Raw genomic sequence first — 13,865 nt, 5'->3', positions numbered from 1 at the left:
AGACGTCTAAGCGTCTTGATTGCCAAAGACTAACATCGTGTTATAGTGTCAGCAACATAAGTATTACAGGCAGGCACACTACAATGAGCAATAACCCGTTGATCCCGCAGAGTAAACTTCCAAATCTCGGCACGACGATTTTTACCCGGATGAGCGCTCTGGCGCAGCAGCATAACGCCATTAACCTCTCGCAGGGGTTCCCGGATTTTGACGGCCCGCGCTATTTGCAGGAGCGTCTGGCGTACCACGTGGCGCAGGGGGCAAACCAGTACGCGCCGATGACCGGCGTGCAGGCGTTGCGTGAAGCCATTGCGGATAAAACGGCTGAGCTGTATGGCTATAAACCTGATGCGAACAGCGATGTCACGGTAACCGCAGGGGCGACCGAAGCGCTGTATGCGGCGATAACCGCCCTGGTGCGTACGGGCGATGAGGTGATTTGTTTTGACCCAAGCTACGATAGCTACGCCCCGGCGATTGAACTGGCCGGCGGCGTAGTGAAACGCGTGGCGCTCCAGCCGCCGCATTTTCGTCCGGACTGGCAGGCGTTTGCCGCGCTGCTGAGCGATAAAACCCGGCTGGTGATCCTGAATACGCCGCACAACCCATCGGCGACGGTGTGGCAGAAGAGCGATTTTGCCGCCCTGTGGCAGGCCATCGCCGAACGTGAAATCTATGTTCTGAGCGACGAGGTGTATGAGCATATCTGCTTCGCCGAAGAGGGGCATGCCAGCGTGCTGGCGCATCCGCAGCTTCGTGAGCGTGCAATCGCGGTATCGTCATTTGGCAAAACCTACCATATGACCGGCTGGAAGGTCGGGTACTGCGTGGCGCCCGCCGCCATCAGCGCTGAGCTGCGTAAAGTGCACCAGTATCTGACGTTTGCGGTGAACACACCCGCTCAGCTGGCGCTGGCGGACATGTTGCGCAGCGAACCCGGACACTACCGTGAGCTACCGGATTTCTACCGTGCGCGTCGGGATCGGTTTGTGGCTGCGTTGAGCAAAAGCCGTCTGGAGATTTTACCCTGTGAAGGGACCTATTTCCTGCTGGCCGACTACAGCGCGATTTCCGATCTGGACGACGTGAGTTTCTGCCAGTGGCTGACGAAAGAGGTGGGCGTGGCGGCCATTCCGCTGTCGGTGTTCTGCGCCGATCCCTTCCCGCATAAGCTGATCCGACTTTGCTTTGCGAAGCAGGAATCGACGCTGCTGGCAGCGGCAGCGCGGTTAAACGCGCTCTGACTATTTCACCGTCCAGGCTTCAGAAAAACGACGGTCTGCGAAGAGTTCGAGCAGACCGTTGATCTGCTTCAGACGCAGTACTTCATCGCTGTCCATACCCAACTCCTGGCCAATTTTCTGCTCACTCCAGCCCATAAGCACCAGCTCGCGCACGATTTCTGACATGGCGTTGATCTGGTGGCGTCCGCGCGCGCGGTTGTGGCGAATGGTCGCAGCCATGCGGTCGAACTTTTCCTGCCGCGCTTTACGCAGGCAGGTGACAGGAAGGTAACCCTTAAGCTGGCGCTTCAGGGTCGCCCGGTTACTGCCGATATCATGGCGGTGAAAACCATCGACAATTTCGTAGTGCTGTGGCGCATTTTCCGTCACCACGATAGGCTGTGTGAATCCATCCAGCTCCAGTGACTTGCTGAGCAGCCGCTTTTCCGGTGGCGCGACGTTATTTGGGTTGTAATCGTTAGCGCTGATGTTTGTCTTTTTTATCCACAATACGCAATCGACGGGCTGATCGCGAAAAGGGCTGATTTCATGTAATGCCTGACGAAACGCATTAATAGCGGCTATTCGCTCTTCCTCAGAAAGTGCCTGAAGGTACGTTTCCATTTCGGTGATTATTCGTTGTTGCATAAAATCCCCCATTCCTTGCGTTTTGCTTTCACTCTGTCGCTGTAGCGCTGATAGTGTTTGGGCTTATTTGGGCTAAACGAAAGTGCCCGGCACCAATAGTCATTGTTGAGTAAAACCTTACAAATGCGTCGCCAGGAGGGGATATCTTTTGCACCAATGTCACCCTCCTGCGTATCGGGAATATCGTTCATGCCTCGCTTTTGATACCAGTGGAGATAAACCGCGATTTTATTGCGGTAATGTTCCGCCGTATTTTGCGGCATGCTGTCGAGTAGCAGCATGGCGTATTCGCGCCAGCCAAGATGGTCTGGTTTCAGGATCTTCCGGTGGCCATAAAAATGGTTATCGTGCCCGGCATAAATACCGCCGCTGCGCACCCCGCAGGCACGCTCACACATCGCCGCCCAGCGTTCGGGTTCAATGACATGATAGAGCCACAAGCCCTGACGCTGTTCCGGGCCAAACGGTTCGCAGATGCGCATATAACGCGGCGGCACCCCCGCCTTGTACATCAGGTCGTATAACGGGTTATAGCAACATTTTGATTTTGCGAACCACGTCCAGATGTCGGCGGTTTTCCAGTCGTACAGAGGGTAGATGTACCAGGTGTGCCCGCCCGGTGCGACGGTCGTCCAGGGTTTATCGTCAGAAAAGCGCTGCTTACGTGCCGACGCGATAGCCAGAAAGCGGTTGTAGGATTCATCGGCGCGGATCCCCACCATAACGGCGGCAGGACGTTTTTGCGCATACCATTCGGCAAACTCTCGCACGAAGACTTCAAACGTCATTCCCTGCTGATAAAAATCGAAATAGTGATAATCGGTAATGGCATCTTCCGGTGGCTGGCGAACCCAGTTTGTCCCGGGTTCCCAGCACTGCCATTCAGGTTGAAACTGTGACAGGGCGTTCTGGGTCGTGAGCGGAAGCGCTACCCACCAGAACTGATGGATAACATCCCGATACAGCGTTCTCATCGTGTCAACATGCTGAATGGTTGAGGAGAATTGCGCTTCCCAGTCCAGAAAGATGACATCTATTTTTCGCTTTAATTGCCGTGCTTGCTGGGCAACGAGATGCAGCATCACGGTAGAATCTTTTCCACCGGAAAAGGAAACGCATACCCTGGAGAAATTGTTTAGCGTCCAGTCTATGCGTTCCGCTGAAGCGTCTAAAACATTTTCCTGTAAAGGGATTTTATAGATAGACATGGTTAATCGCATCCTGCGTGTTAAATGTCTGGAAAAAATTAAGACGATATTATGAAATCATTTTTCATTATTTTCACGGGATCATTTTTTCAGTTTGCGATTTTTATATTCATCATATAAATGATTTTACGCAGATGGAGCGGAAAGACAGAGTTTATGCATTTTCTCAATGAACGTTGAAAAAACGCTGCTGTTCAGCGATGAACGGCTGTAAAGCATATAGACATGTATTTCGGGCAATTCAAATGGGGCGGCGATCCGTTTTATTTTTAACGTCTCTTTATAGGCTTCATAGATTGATACGGGTATAAAGCCTAACAGATCAGATGAACTGACCATGGAGATAAGCGAGCTGATGGAGTCCGTGCGAAAAGCAATATCTCTTTCCGGGAAAAGGTCATTGGCGCGATTCTGGAACTCTTTAACGCCCGGGTGCGCACTCTGGTAAAAGGTGAATTTTTCCCGGTATAACGCTTCAAGACTGACCGTATCGGCGAGTCTTGGGTGGTTTTCTCGGCAGATTAACGCTATTGGCACCGTGGCAAAGTGAGAACACACCACAGAGCGATTCTTAATTGGGGCAATAGTAAAGATCAGGTCGGCTTTACGGTAGGCGAGCAGGTCCTCTGCGGATTCCGGAGAGATAAGCATATCTCGTTGTTCTATCTCGTAATTTTCCTCTGACATTAGCAGCTTCATTGGTTCGAGCATATAGCCGGGCGACATCATTTGAGAGCAATAGATAACGAACTTTTTCTTGATGTCCGAGTGATGCATCATGTTGATCGTCTGCTCAATTTGGTTGAGATTCTGTTCAAGATGATGATGCAGGTTGGTGCCCACCGTGGTCGGCGTAATTCCCTTACCTGAGCGGATGAACAGGGGGTCATTGAGCTGGCCACGCAGACGTTGCAGCGACTGGCTCACGGCGGATGGCGTGATATAAAGTGTCTCGGCAGCCTTACTGATACTGAGATGTTGGTAAATGCATTCGAAGATGACTAACAGATTGAGATCGAATTTTTTTAGGTCGTAGAGGTTGGCCATGTTTCGTCCTGAGTGTGCTGTGTTTGCTGTCGTTATCACATCATGGAGTACGACAGAGGGAAGTTACCTTTAACAATCCGTGGGGGTAACTCGCTTAATTTAAAAATTAAGTGATCTTAATATATCACGGCTTTGGATTATTGAAACACAACTTCAAGATTTATTAAGATAATTTTATCTTTAAAGTGTGATTGAATTATTTGAATGACAACTGGCATTTATATATAGCGCGAAATTTATAATGAAATTAAATTTATAACGTTTCTGAGACCTGTTCGATTCTGCCTATCACAACCATAGGCAGGACTATCCCTCTTATGCATTGCTCAATGCGCGCACGGATGCTGTAATCAAACCGCTGTTACGGCCTTGATACAAGGTATGTAGAGCGCAACGCAACGCCAGCTTCGGCTGGCACTGAATGTACCTGCGGGGAATTCAGGTATCAGGGCCGCCCGTTGAGGCGGCCTTTTTACTTTCAGGCTTTCCTGTAAAAGGTTCACCTTGCTGTCTTGTTGCTGTTGTAAGGTTTGGCTGATTGATTTGATAAAGCATACGCATTAGCCCCGATGAACAAAGTTGGTTACCTTACATCTCAACGAAAACACGGAGGAAGTACAGATGTCCTTGATTAACACCAAAATTAAACCTTTCAAAAACCAGGCGTTCAAAAACGGTGAGTTCATCGAAGTAACTGAGAAAGATACCGAAGGCCGCTGGAGCGTGTTCTTCTTCTATCCGGCTGACTTCACCTTCGTTTGCCCGACCGAACTGGGCGACGTGGCAGACCACTACGAAGAACTGCAAAAGCTGGGCGTAGACGTTTACTCTGTTTCTACCGATACCCACTTCACCCACAAAGCGTGGCACAGCAGCTCTGAAACTATCGCGAAAATCAAATACGCGATGATCGGCGACCCGACTGGCGCCCTGACCCGTAACTTCGACAACATGCGTGAAGATGAAGGCCTGGCAGACCGCGCGACCTTCGTTGTTGACCCGCAGGGCATTATCCAGGCTATCGAAGTTACCGCTGAAGGTATCGGCCGTGATGCATCTGACCTGCTGCGCAAAGTGAAAGCGGCTCAGTACGTTGCTTCTCACCCAGGCGAAGTGTGCCCGGCGAAATGGAAAGAAGGCGAAGCGACGCTGGCGCCATCTCTGGACCTGGTTGGCAAGATCTAAGTCTGTAAAGCCTAGCGGCGCTACGCTTGCACAGGCCTACAGTATCGTAGGCCGGGTAAACGAAGTGCCACCCGGCAATCAATGGGCGCTCCCCGCGCCCATTTCATTCCAGCACCATGATGCAAGTTGCATTCAGGCAGCCCGTATAAGGCGGCTTGCATGATGACGTTTTAAGAGAGGGAAGAATAATGCTCGACGCTAACATGAAAACCCAGCTCAAGGCCTACCTTGAGAAACTGACCAAACCTGTTGAGCTGATTGCCACGCTGGACGACAGCGCGAAATCGGCAGAAATCAAAGCGCTGCTGACAGAGATTGCTGAGCTGTCGCCGAAGGTGACCTTCAAAGAAGACAACACGCTGGCAGTCCGTAAGCCTTCTTTCCTGATCGCCAACCCAGGGTCTGACCAGGGGCCGCGTTTCGCGGGCTCTCCGCTGGGGCACGAATTTACGTCCCTGGTGCTGGCGCTGCTGTGGACCGGTGGTCATCCGTCAAAAGAAGCGCAGGCGCTGCTGGAGCAGATCCGCGATATCGATGGTGATTTTGAGTTTGAAACCTATTACTCACTCTCCTGCCATAACTGTCCGGACGTGGTGCAGGCGCTGAACCTGATGTCAGTCCTCAACCCACGCATTAAGCACACGGCGATTGACGGCGGTACGTTCCAGAACGAAATCACCGAGCGCAACGTGATGGGCGTTCCGGCGGTTTACCTGAATGGTCAGGAGTTCGGCCAGGGGCGTATGACCTTGACCGAAATCGTCGCCAAAGTGGATACCGGCGCAGAAAAACGTGCGGCGGAAGAGTTGAACCAACGCGATGCGTACGACGTACTGATTGTTGGCTCCGGCCCGGCGGGCGCGGCGGCAGCGGTCTACTCCGCACGTAAAGGGATCCGTACCGGTCTGATGGGGGAGCGTTTCGGTGGTCAGGTTCTGGATACCGTTGACATTGAAAACTACATTTCCGTGCCGAAAACCGAAGGCCAGAAGCTGGCCGGGGCGTTGAAAGCGCACGTCAGCGACTACGACGTGGATGTCATTGACAGCCAGAGCGCCAGCAAACTGGTTCCGGCCGCGGTCGAGGGTGGTTTGCACCAGATTGAAACGGCGTCCGGCGCGGTGCTGAAGGCGCGCAGCGTGATCATTGCCACCGGCGCGAAATGGCGCAACATGAACGTCCCGGGCGAAGATCAGTATCGCACCAAAGGCGTGACCTATTGCCCGCACTGTGACGGCCCGCTATTCAAAGGTAAACGCGTAGCGGTGATCGGCGGCGGTAACTCCGGCGTGGAAGCGGCTATCGATCTGGCGGGAATTGTTGAACACGTTACCCTGCTGGAGTTCGCCCCGGAGATGAAAGCGGACCAGGTGTTGCAGGATAAGGTGCGTAGCCTGAATAACGTCGATATTGTGCTCAATGCCCAGACGACAGAAGTGAAAGGCGACGGCAGCAAAGTGACCGGTCTGGAATACCGTGACCGCGTGAGTGGCGATATCCACAGCGTGGCGCTGGCAGGGATCTTTGTTCAGATTGGCCTGCTGCCAAACACCACCTGGCTGGAAGGCGCGATTGAGCGCAACCGCATGGGCGAGATCATCATTGATGCGAAATGCGAAACCAGCGTGAAGGGCGTATTTGCGGCGGGCGACTGCACCACCGTGCCGTACAAACAGATCATCATCGCCACTGGCGAAGGTGCGAAAGCGTCGCTGAGCTCGTTTGATTATCTGATCCGCACCAAAACCGCATAATAAAAGAAAGCAAGACGACACCTGCAATGCCAGAGGCCACCAAAAGGTGGCCTCTTTTTTTATCTCACGACCATCACCGGAATGTGGGTGTGGCGGATCACGCTGGAGGCGTTCGACCCCAGCAGGTGAGTGGTGATGGAAGGGTTACGTGAACCAATCACTACCACGTCGGCATTTAATTCCCCCGCCAGCTCATTAACGGCGTCGCGCACGCTACCGAACCGGACGTGGGTTTTGATGCGGGAAGGATCGATGCTGAAGTGCCCGACCATGGTTTGCAGGCGTGTCTCGGCTTCATGCTGTAAATGCTCTTCAAAACGACGCACATCAGCAGCGAAACGATGCAGGCTCAGGCTGGCAGAGCCCGGTAAAACATGCAGAAGATGAATAACTCCGTCCTGCTGCGCGAGAAATTCCGCGTGACGTACAGCCTTATCACTCAGTTCCATTTCGAAAACATCAACCGGCATAATGATTGTTTGATACATAACCGTTTCTCCTTGTTTATAAACGCTGAAATCATTCAACCACAAAATATAAAAGGTTTCTGTAATCCCGACAGCACTTTTTTATCTCGCCAGGATAAATCTCAAAACAGCCGGATTCCGGGGCAGATCCCGAGAGGTAGCTACCCTTTTATAAGCTTACCCACACCCTTTCGGAGGTTGCATGAAAGCTCTCACCTATCACGGTCCACATCATGTTCGGGTCGATAATGTCCCCGATCCGGGCATCGAACAGCCTGACGATATCATCCTGCGCGTAACGGCCACGGCGATCTGTGGTTCTGATTTGCATCTTTATCGCGGAAAAATTCCCAAGGTCCAGCACGGCGATATCTTTGGTCATGAATTTATGGGCGAGGTGGTGGAGTGCGGGAGCGAAGTGAAAAACGTGCAGAAAGGTGACCGGGTGGTGATCCCGTTTGTGATTGCCTGCGGTGACTGCTTCTTTTGCCAGATGCAACAGTACGCGGCCTGCGAAAACACGAACCGCGGGCAGGGCGCGGCGCTGAACAAAAAGCAAATTCCCGCCCCTGCCGCGCTGTTTGGCTACAGCCATCTTTACGGCGGCGTGCCGGGCGGACAGGCGGAGTATGTGCGCGTCCCGAAAGGCAACGTGGGGCCGTTTAAAGTGCCCCAGCTGCTGTCTGACGACAAAGCGCTTTTCCTGTCAGATATTCTGCCTACCGCCTGGCAGGCGGCAAAAAATGCGCAGATCCAGAAAGGCTCCAGCGTCGCCGTATTCGGGGCCGGGCCGGTGGGGTTACTGACCATTGCCTGCGCGCGGCTTCTCGGCGCAGAGCAGATTTTCGTGGTTGACCATCATCCCTATCGACTGCGGTTTGCCCAGGAGCGCTACGGCGCGATCCCGATTAACTTTGATGACGATAACGACGCGGCGGAGAAAATCATTGAGCAAACGGCCGGACAGCGCGGAGTGGATGCGGTGATTGATGCCGTCGGGTTTGAGGCCAAAGGCAGCACCACGGAAACGATCCTCAGTAACCTGAAAATTGAAGGCAGCAGCGGCAAAGCCCTGCGCCAGTGCATTGCTGCGGTGCGACGCGGCGGCGTGGTCAGCGTGCCGGGCGTGTACGCCGGTTTTATTCACGGCTTCCTGTTTGGCGATGCCTTCGATAAAGGGCTGAGCTTTAAGATGGGGCAGACCCACGTCCATGCCTGGCTGGGAGAGCTGCTGCCGCTCATCGAAAAAGGGCTGCTTACCCCGGAAGATATTGTGACCCACTATCTTCCGCTGGCTGATGCGGAACGCGCCTATAAGATCTTCGAAAAACGGGAGGAGGAGTGCCGCAAGGTGATCCTGGTGCCTGGCGCAGACACCCCGGAGGCAGCGCAGCAGAAAGTGAAGGGACTGGTGAATGCCTTCCCCGGCGGCGTTGTGTGAGGTTCCTCACTCACCAGTGGCGCTCAAGATACAGCACCGCCACGACGAGGATCGCCAGGATGATGAGAAAAACCAGTGTGATAACAAGTATCTCACCCATGACCGTCCCCACGGCACTACAACAGACTAAGCGTGGATTAAGCGGTTTTTGTCCGGTATAGCACAATAGGGTGAATTTGCGGAAAGAGGATGCGGGTGCATCCTCTGTGCAAAGCGGGGTCGCTTGTTCAGAAGGGATTAACGCAGGTAATCGCCAGCGGCTTCGGGCTGGTAGAGCAGCTCAAGCACTTCCAGGTGAGCTGAGGCGCCGCCCGGGAGTTCCCAGTGGATGGTATCGCCCGTGCGCAGTCCAAGCAGCGCCGCGCCCACGGGTGCCAGCACCGACAGTTGCGTGCTGCTGTCGGTCATCTGCGCCGGATAGACCAGCGTACGGGTGAGCTCCTCTCCGGTGGTCAGGTTGCGGAACTTCACCTGGCTGTTCATGGTGACCACATCATGCGGCATGGTCTCAGGCGTACACATCTGCGCCCGGTCGAGCTCTTCGTTCAGCGCATCGGCTACCGGCAGCGAGGCGAATTCTGGTTTCTCCAACAGTCGGTCAATACGTTCTGCGTCGAGTTCATTGATGATAATCGTAGGTCTGGACATTTTTACTCCATGTCGTTAATGCTGCGTGTAACGCAGAAACCAATCCAAAAGAAAACCCTCGCCGTCTGGCAGCGAGGGTTTAACTTATCTGATGATACTGTCTGAAACCGTAAGTTTGAAGTGATGAAGGTCACAATCATGCGCCATATGAATTTTTGGCAATAAACCCGGCGTCCCGATTCACGCTGAACGGAAATTTCGTTACGCTGGAAAGACTGAACCCGGGCAATGCGCGTTGCAGCCCCAGCGTAGAGAGAGCGATATGTACTTTTACCAACCGTCTCAGGGGCACGGCCTGCCGCACGACCCGCTGAACGCCATTATCGGTCCACGTCCGATTGGCTGGATCTCATCCTGTGATAAGGCCGGTCAACTGAACCTTGCCCCGTACAGCTTCTTTAACTGCTTTAACTATCGCCCACCGATCATTGGTTTTTCCAGCAACGGCTGGAAGGATAGCGTGCGGAATATTACCGAAACGGGGGAGTTTGTCTGGAACCTCGCAACGCGCGATCTCGCCGAGGCGATGAATGAAACCTCCGCCACGCTCCCTCATGGCGAGGATGAATTTACCTTTGCCGGCCTGACGCCCGTTGCCAGCCAGCTTGTGAGCTCGCCGCGCGTGGCGGAAAGCCCGGTGAATTTCGAGTGTCGATTGTCACAGTGCATTCAGCTTACCGGCGCGGATGGGACACCGATTGATACCTGGCTGGTGCTCGGCGAAGTCGTGGGCGTCCATATCGCCGAGAGTTTGCTGGAAGAGGGGATTTACCAGACCGCGAAAGCGCAGCCCATTCTGCGTGCGGGTGGACCGACGGCCTACTACGCCATCAGTGACAGCCATCGCTTCGATCTGGTACGCCCGGATGCGCGCAGGGGGTGATATGCACGCAACCCTGTTGCCCGCCGATCAGCAGTTTTTTGCCGATCTGTTGAGCGGCCTGGTGCTCAACCCACAGCAACTGGGGCGAGTCTGGTTTGCTCAACGTGGCGCGTCTGACGCTGTCGGAAGCGTGAGCCGCGACTGGCCACGGCTTGATGTCGTTCTTCGCGGGGAATATGGCAACAGACTGGTTACCGGGCAGCAGACCCTCTGCCAGGGGGAAATGCTGTTTCTTCCCGCCCAGGCCGCCAGCGTCCCGGTGTTTGAACGACCGGTCATGCTGCTGAGCATTCTTTTTGCGCCGTCGTGGCTGGGGCTGGTGTTTCATGATACCCGTCACGGGCGCTCCGTGCCTGCGCAGCGACACGTTGAGCTTCCTCACCCTGAACGAGGCGAATGTGCTGCGATGCTGATGGCCCTGACGCACCTGAGCGCTTCCCCGCAGGATCAGGCCATTATTCAACCGCTGGTGCTGAGCCTGCTGCACTGGTGCCGGAAAGTGGTGTCGTCGCTGCCTGAACCGGGACTGTCGCGCGGGGATTTCCTCTATCAGAGCATTTGTAACTGGGTGCAGGAAAACTATGCTGAATCCCTGTCGCGGGACAGCGTCGCCGCGCTTTTTAATATTTCGGCTAACCATCTGTCACGCCTGTTCTCCCAACAGGGGACGATGAGTTTTGTGGATTACGTTCGTTGGGTGCGTATGGCGAAGGCGAGAACCATCCTGCAAAAATACCACCTGCCGGTGGGGGAAGTGGCGAAGCGCTGCGGCTATGCCGATAGCGACTATTTTAGCCGTCTGTTCCGGCGCCAGTTTGGCCTGACGCCGGGGGAGTATCGCGCACGCTTTCAGTGACAGTCAGAACGTGATTTCAGCGTTCAACAGATCCAGGATACTTTGCGGCGTCGTTGCTGCAAACAGCGACTCGCGAAACGTTTTATTGACCAGCTTCCGCGCCAGCTGGGAAAAGACCTTCACGTGATTAATCCCTTCCTGAGCGCCGAGCGTCAGCATGATCACCAGCTCGACGTCGCCCAAATCCGACTCCCAGTCAATCGCCTTGTCCAGGCGTGCAATGCTGATGCTGGAGTGGCGTATCCATTGCGATTTGGTGTGAGGGATCGCCACGCCAAACCCGACGGCGGTGGTGACAATCTCTTCGCGCTGCCAGAGATCTTCTTCAAGTTCGAGCGGGTTTTCGGTCCTGCCATGAATCGCAAGATTTCCGCATAAGAACTGAAGCACCTGCTCTTTTGAGGTCAGCGGCTCATTGACCACGATAGTCTCCAGGGCCAGCAAGGGACGCGGCGGCGCTTCCGGTGTGAAATCCGCCAGCAGGGCTTCAATTTCCTCTGCGCTGCGGCTGTCGCAGGCCTTTTCCGCCAGCGCCCGGCAGGTTGCCATGTCCAGCTGACGCAGCTGGGTTTTTACCGCAGGGATGCGCGGCCCGCTCATGCTGAACTCATCTAAGCCCAGACCAAGCAGAAGAGGGAGGTAGCGCTGCTCTCCGCCAAGTTCCCCGCAAATGCCGACCCATTTCCCGTGACGATGCGCTGCGGCGACAATCTGGCGAACCATGCGTAAAAAAGACGGTGTGATGGGGTTATACAGCCCCGAAACTCGCGGGTTGTTGCGATCGACAGCGTAGAGATACTGAGTCATATCGTTCGAGCCGATACTGAAGAAATCCACCTCTTCGCAGAAGTGATCGATGATAAAGCAGACTGAAGGCACTTCAACCATGATCCCCAGCGGCAGGTGCGCGGTGTGACGTAACCCCTGTGAGGCCAGGGCGTCACGAACGTTTTGCAGTTCCTGTTTGATCCATAAAATCTGATCGAGGCTGTGCACCATCGGGATCATCAACAGCGCATTGCCGCTGGCGCCTGCGCGTAAGATCGCGCGCAGTTGGGTGCGGAAGAGATCGGCAAATTCGGGATAAATACGAACGGCACGATAGCCGAGGAAGGGGTTTTCTTCCTGGGGAATGTTCAGGTAAGAGAGCTGCTTATCGCCGCCGATGTCCATTGTGCGAAAGATGACCGGCTTGCCCTGCGCGGAGAGCAGCACCTGCTGATAGGCTTCGAATTGCTCCTGCTCGTCCGGCGCGGAGTCTCTGTCCATATACAGCATTTCAGTGCGAAACAGCCCGATACCCTGCGCGCCGCAGGTAAACGCCCCGGGCGCTTCCAGCGCGCTGCCGATGTTGGCGGCAATCTCTACCGGTACGTTGTCGCGGGTGAGTGCTGGAAGACCCGCATCTTTGATCTGCTGCTGGTGGCGTCGGTCGGCAAGGCGCTGCGCCACGCTATAGTAATCATTCACCGCGTCGTTGGGTTCAACGACCAGCACGCTACAGATGCCGTCCAGAATGACCTCTTTTCCCATCAACGGCGCCAGCGAGGCGACCGTTAAACCACTCAGCACAGGCACGGAGGCCGCGCGTGCCAGTATCAGCGTATGCGACGTCCGGCCTGTTTTTTCAAGCACCATGCCTTTCAGATACTGCGTGTCGAGGCTGAGAAACTGGCTGGGCGTCAGATCTTCCGCCACCAGAATAGTGGGAGCGCTGAGGGTGAATGCGGAGGTTTGCTGCAACTCCGGCCAGGTAATGTTAAGAAGCTGCTCGCTGATGTCTCGAATATCGCTGACGCGTTCACGCAGGTAGTCGCTGGCGGAGAGCGACAGCTTGTCGCAGATCAGCTCCATATTACGAATGATCGCCTCCGCAAGGCTTAGCCGCTCCTCGGCGATCAGTCGGCGTATGGTGCCGCCAAACTCCTCATCCTGGATCAGCGAAAGATGCGCGCTGAGAATGGTTTTACTCTCGCCGTCCAGCCCGCGCAGGCGGTGGTTGAGCTGTTCAGCCAGCGTCGCCAGGCTGTGTTCCAGGCGGGTAATATCTTCCGGCGAGGCGGGGATCTGACAATAACGTTTGAGGTTATCGCTCTGCCAGCCTCGCAGAGTGCCAGCCCCGATGCCACTGGCGAGCGTAATGCCGTGCTGAAGGTGGGGAGCAAGCCTTACAAGCGAACGGGGCAGGGGATGCGCAACGTGCGGCGCGTCGCCGGAGGGAATACTGTCGCTGTCGATAAACGCGCCGGTGAGATACGCCTCCAGCACGCGTCGGGCCTGCTCCTCGTCGCTGCCGTTAATTTCCAGCACGCAGCTGTCATTAAACAGCGTACCGGTACTGATCAGCGCCAGCGAGCTTTTGGCATCCGCGTGAGTGTTAAGCCGTCTGTTGATAAAACGGATGTCGCTGCGCCATGCGCTGCACTGCTCTTTTAACGCCCAGGCCGGACGCGCATGCAGGCCGTTGGGCAGTGGGCAGAAAAATTCAATTGAAAGCATACTTCC

The 13,865-nt window shown here is 54.9% G+C and carries 13 protein-coding genes; 6 read left to right on the top strand and 7 right to left on the bottom strand.

The window, feature by feature from the left end; all coding sequences use genetic code 11:
- Positions 1 to 83 precede the first annotated feature (83 nt).
- On the top strand, positions 84 to 1,244 hold the full coding sequence (locus tag SK58_RS17920) for a pyridoxal phosphate-dependent aminotransferase (RefSeq protein ID WP_017694327.1): 1,161 nt from the start codon (positions 84 to 86) through the stop codon (positions 1,242 to 1,244).
- Here SK58_RS17920 and SK58_RS17915 read toward each other — a convergent pair whose 3' ends face one another.
- From SK58_RS17915 to SK58_RS17905, 3 genes are all read right to left on the bottom strand, one after another.
- Positions 1,245 to 1,871: an IbrB-like domain-containing protein gene (locus tag SK58_RS17915; protein WP_023303279.1), complete on the bottom strand. Its 627-nt coding sequence runs from the start codon at positions 1,869 to 1,871 to the stop codon at positions 1,245 to 1,247.
- A complete protein-coding gene (locus tag SK58_RS17910; RefSeq protein ID WP_017382491.1) occupies positions 1,856 to 3,079 on the bottom strand; it encodes a phosphoadenosine phosphosulfate reductase in 1,224 nt (407 codons plus the stop codon). Before SK58_RS17910 ends, SK58_RS17915 begins: the two co-directional genes overlap by 16 nt.
- Before the next feature lie 126 nt (positions 3,080 to 3,205).
- The gene (locus SK58_RS17905) at positions 3,206 to 4,126 is read right to left on the bottom strand and encodes a DNA-binding transcriptional repressor CitR (RefSeq protein ID WP_045348560.1); all 921 of its coding nucleotides are present in this window, start codon (positions 4,124 to 4,126) and stop codon (positions 3,206 to 3,208) included.
- 621 nt (positions 4,127 to 4,747) lie between these two features.
- Here SK58_RS17905 and ahpC point away from each other — a divergent pair.
- Together ahpC and ahpF are read left to right on the top strand one after the other, a co-directional pair.
- Positions 4,748 to 5,311, top strand: a complete 564-nt coding sequence (gene ahpC / locus SK58_RS17900) for an alkyl hydroperoxide reductase subunit C (RefSeq protein ID WP_014882974.1) — start codon at positions 4,748 to 4,750, stop codon at positions 5,309 to 5,311.
- A gap of 188 nt (positions 5,312 to 5,499) precedes the next feature.
- A complete protein-coding gene (gene ahpF, locus SK58_RS17895; protein ID WP_017382489.1) occupies positions 5,500 to 7,065 on the top strand; it encodes an alkyl hydroperoxide reductase subunit F in 1,566 nt (521 codons plus the stop codon).
- A 59-nt stretch (positions 7,066 to 7,124) separates the two neighbouring features.
- On the opposite strand, the gene uspG is transcribed toward ahpF, so the two are convergent.
- Entirely contained in the window at positions 7,125 to 7,553 is a 429-nt protein-coding gene (gene uspG, locus SK58_RS17890; RefSeq protein WP_006809652.1) for a universal stress protein UspG, read from the bottom strand.
- A gap of 181 nt (positions 7,554 to 7,734) precedes the next feature.
- Here uspG and SK58_RS17885 point away from each other — a divergent pair, with 181 nt between their 5' ends.
- Positions 7,735 to 8,973 carry a zinc-dependent alcohol dehydrogenase gene (locus SK58_RS17885; RefSeq protein WP_015571156.1) on the top strand — a complete coding sequence of 413 codons (1,239 nt, stop codon included), beginning with the start codon at positions 7,735 to 7,737 and terminating at the stop codon, positions 8,971 to 8,973.
- A gap of 10 nt (positions 8,974 to 8,983) precedes the next feature.
- Here the strand turns inward: SK58_RS17885 and yldA are convergent, their stop codons facing one another.
- Together yldA and rnk are read right to left on the bottom strand one after the other, a co-directional pair.
- Positions 8,984 to 9,073 carry a small membrane protein YldA gene (yldA, locus tag SK58_RS23250; RefSeq protein ID WP_015571155.1) on the bottom strand — a complete coding sequence of 30 codons (90 nt, stop codon included), beginning with the start codon at positions 9,071 to 9,073 and terminating at the stop codon, positions 8,984 to 8,986.
- Positions 9,074 to 9,210: 137 nt separating this feature from the next.
- The gene (rnk, locus tag SK58_RS17880) at positions 9,211 to 9,621 is read right to left on the bottom strand and encodes a nucleoside diphosphate kinase regulator (RefSeq protein WP_006809650.1); all 411 of its coding nucleotides are present in this window, start codon (positions 9,619 to 9,621) and stop codon (positions 9,211 to 9,213) included.
- Between the two features lie 262 nt (positions 9,622 to 9,883).
- On the opposite strand from rnk, the gene SK58_RS17875 reads away from it, so the two are divergent.
- Together SK58_RS17875 and SK58_RS17870 are read left to right on the top strand one after the other, a co-directional pair.
- Positions 9,884 to 10,504 (top strand): flavin reductase family protein, encoded by a 621-nt coding sequence (locus SK58_RS17875; protein ID WP_003858756.1) that lies wholly within the window; start codon positions 9,884 to 9,886, stop codon positions 10,502 to 10,504.
- A gap of 1 nt (position 10,505) precedes the next feature.
- On the top strand, positions 10,506 to 11,360 hold the full coding sequence (locus tag SK58_RS17870; protein WP_032671319.1) for a helix-turn-helix domain-containing protein: 855 nt from the start codon (positions 10,506 to 10,508) through the stop codon (positions 11,358 to 11,360).
- A gap of 3 nt (positions 11,361 to 11,363) precedes the next feature.
- Here SK58_RS17870 and ptsP read toward each other — a convergent pair whose 3' ends face one another.
- The gene (gene ptsP, locus SK58_RS17865; RefSeq protein WP_045910654.1) at positions 11,364 to 13,859 is read right to left on the bottom strand and encodes a phosphoenolpyruvate--protein phosphotransferase; all 2,496 of its coding nucleotides are present in this window, start codon (positions 13,857 to 13,859) and stop codon (positions 11,364 to 11,366) included.
- Positions 13,860 to 13,865 lie beyond the last annotated feature (6 nt).

Origin of the sequence: Enterobacter sp. BIDMC93 (genome assembly GCF_001037805.1) — a bacterium.
Taxonomy (GTDB): Bacteria; Pseudomonadota; Gammaproteobacteria; order Enterobacterales; family Enterobacteriaceae; genus Enterobacter; species Enterobacter hormaechei_C.
The sequence above is the reverse complement of the archived record's forward strand: the minus strand, read 5'-3'. Positions and strand labels throughout refer to the sequence as shown.

What these genes read in the sequence shown, in the direction of transcription:
- SK58_RS17920 (WP_017694327.1), top strand. Translation starts at nt 84, where the DNA reads ATGAGCAATAACCCGTTGATCCCGCAGAGTAAACTTCCAAATCTCGGC.
- SK58_RS17915 (WP_023303279.1), bottom strand. Translation starts at nt 1,871, where the DNA reads ATGCAACAACGAATAATCACCGAAATGGAAACGTACCTTCAGGCACTT.
- SK58_RS17910 (WP_017382491.1), bottom strand. Translation starts at nt 3,079, where the DNA reads ATGTCTATCTATAAAATCCCTTTACAGGAAAATGTTTTAGACGCTTCA.
- SK58_RS17905 (WP_045348560.1), bottom strand. Translation starts at nt 4,126, where the DNA reads ATGGCCAACCTCTACGACCTAAAAAAATTCGATCTCAATCTGTTAGTC.
- ahpC (WP_014882974.1), top strand. Translation starts at nt 4,748, where the DNA reads ATGTCCTTGATTAACACCAAAATTAAACCTTTCAAAAACCAGGCGTTC.
- ahpF (WP_017382489.1), top strand. Translation starts at nt 5,500, where the DNA reads ATGCTCGACGCTAACATGAAAACCCAGCTCAAGGCCTACCTTGAGAAA.
- uspG (WP_006809652.1), bottom strand. Translation starts at nt 7,553, where the DNA reads ATGTATCAAACAATCATTATGCCGGTTGATGTTTTCGAAATGGAACTG.
- SK58_RS17885 (WP_015571156.1), top strand. Translation starts at nt 7,735, where the DNA reads ATGAAAGCTCTCACCTATCACGGTCCACATCATGTTCGGGTCGATAAT.
- yldA (WP_015571155.1), bottom strand. Translation starts at nt 9,073, where the DNA reads ATGGGTGAGATACTTGTTATCACACTGGTTTTTCTCATCATCCTGGCG.
- rnk (WP_006809650.1), bottom strand. Translation starts at nt 9,621, where the DNA reads ATGTCCAGACCTACGATTATCATCAATGAACTCGACGCAGAACGTATT.
- SK58_RS17875 (WP_003858756.1), top strand. Translation starts at nt 9,884, where the DNA reads ATGTACTTTTACCAACCGTCTCAGGGGCACGGCCTGCCGCACGACCCG.
- SK58_RS17870 (WP_032671319.1), top strand. Translation starts at nt 10,506, where the DNA reads ATGCACGCAACCCTGTTGCCCGCCGATCAGCAGTTTTTTGCCGATCTG.
- ptsP (WP_045910654.1), bottom strand. Translation starts at nt 13,859, where the DNA reads ATGCTTTCAATTGAATTTTTCTGCCCACTGCCCAACGGCCTGCATGCG.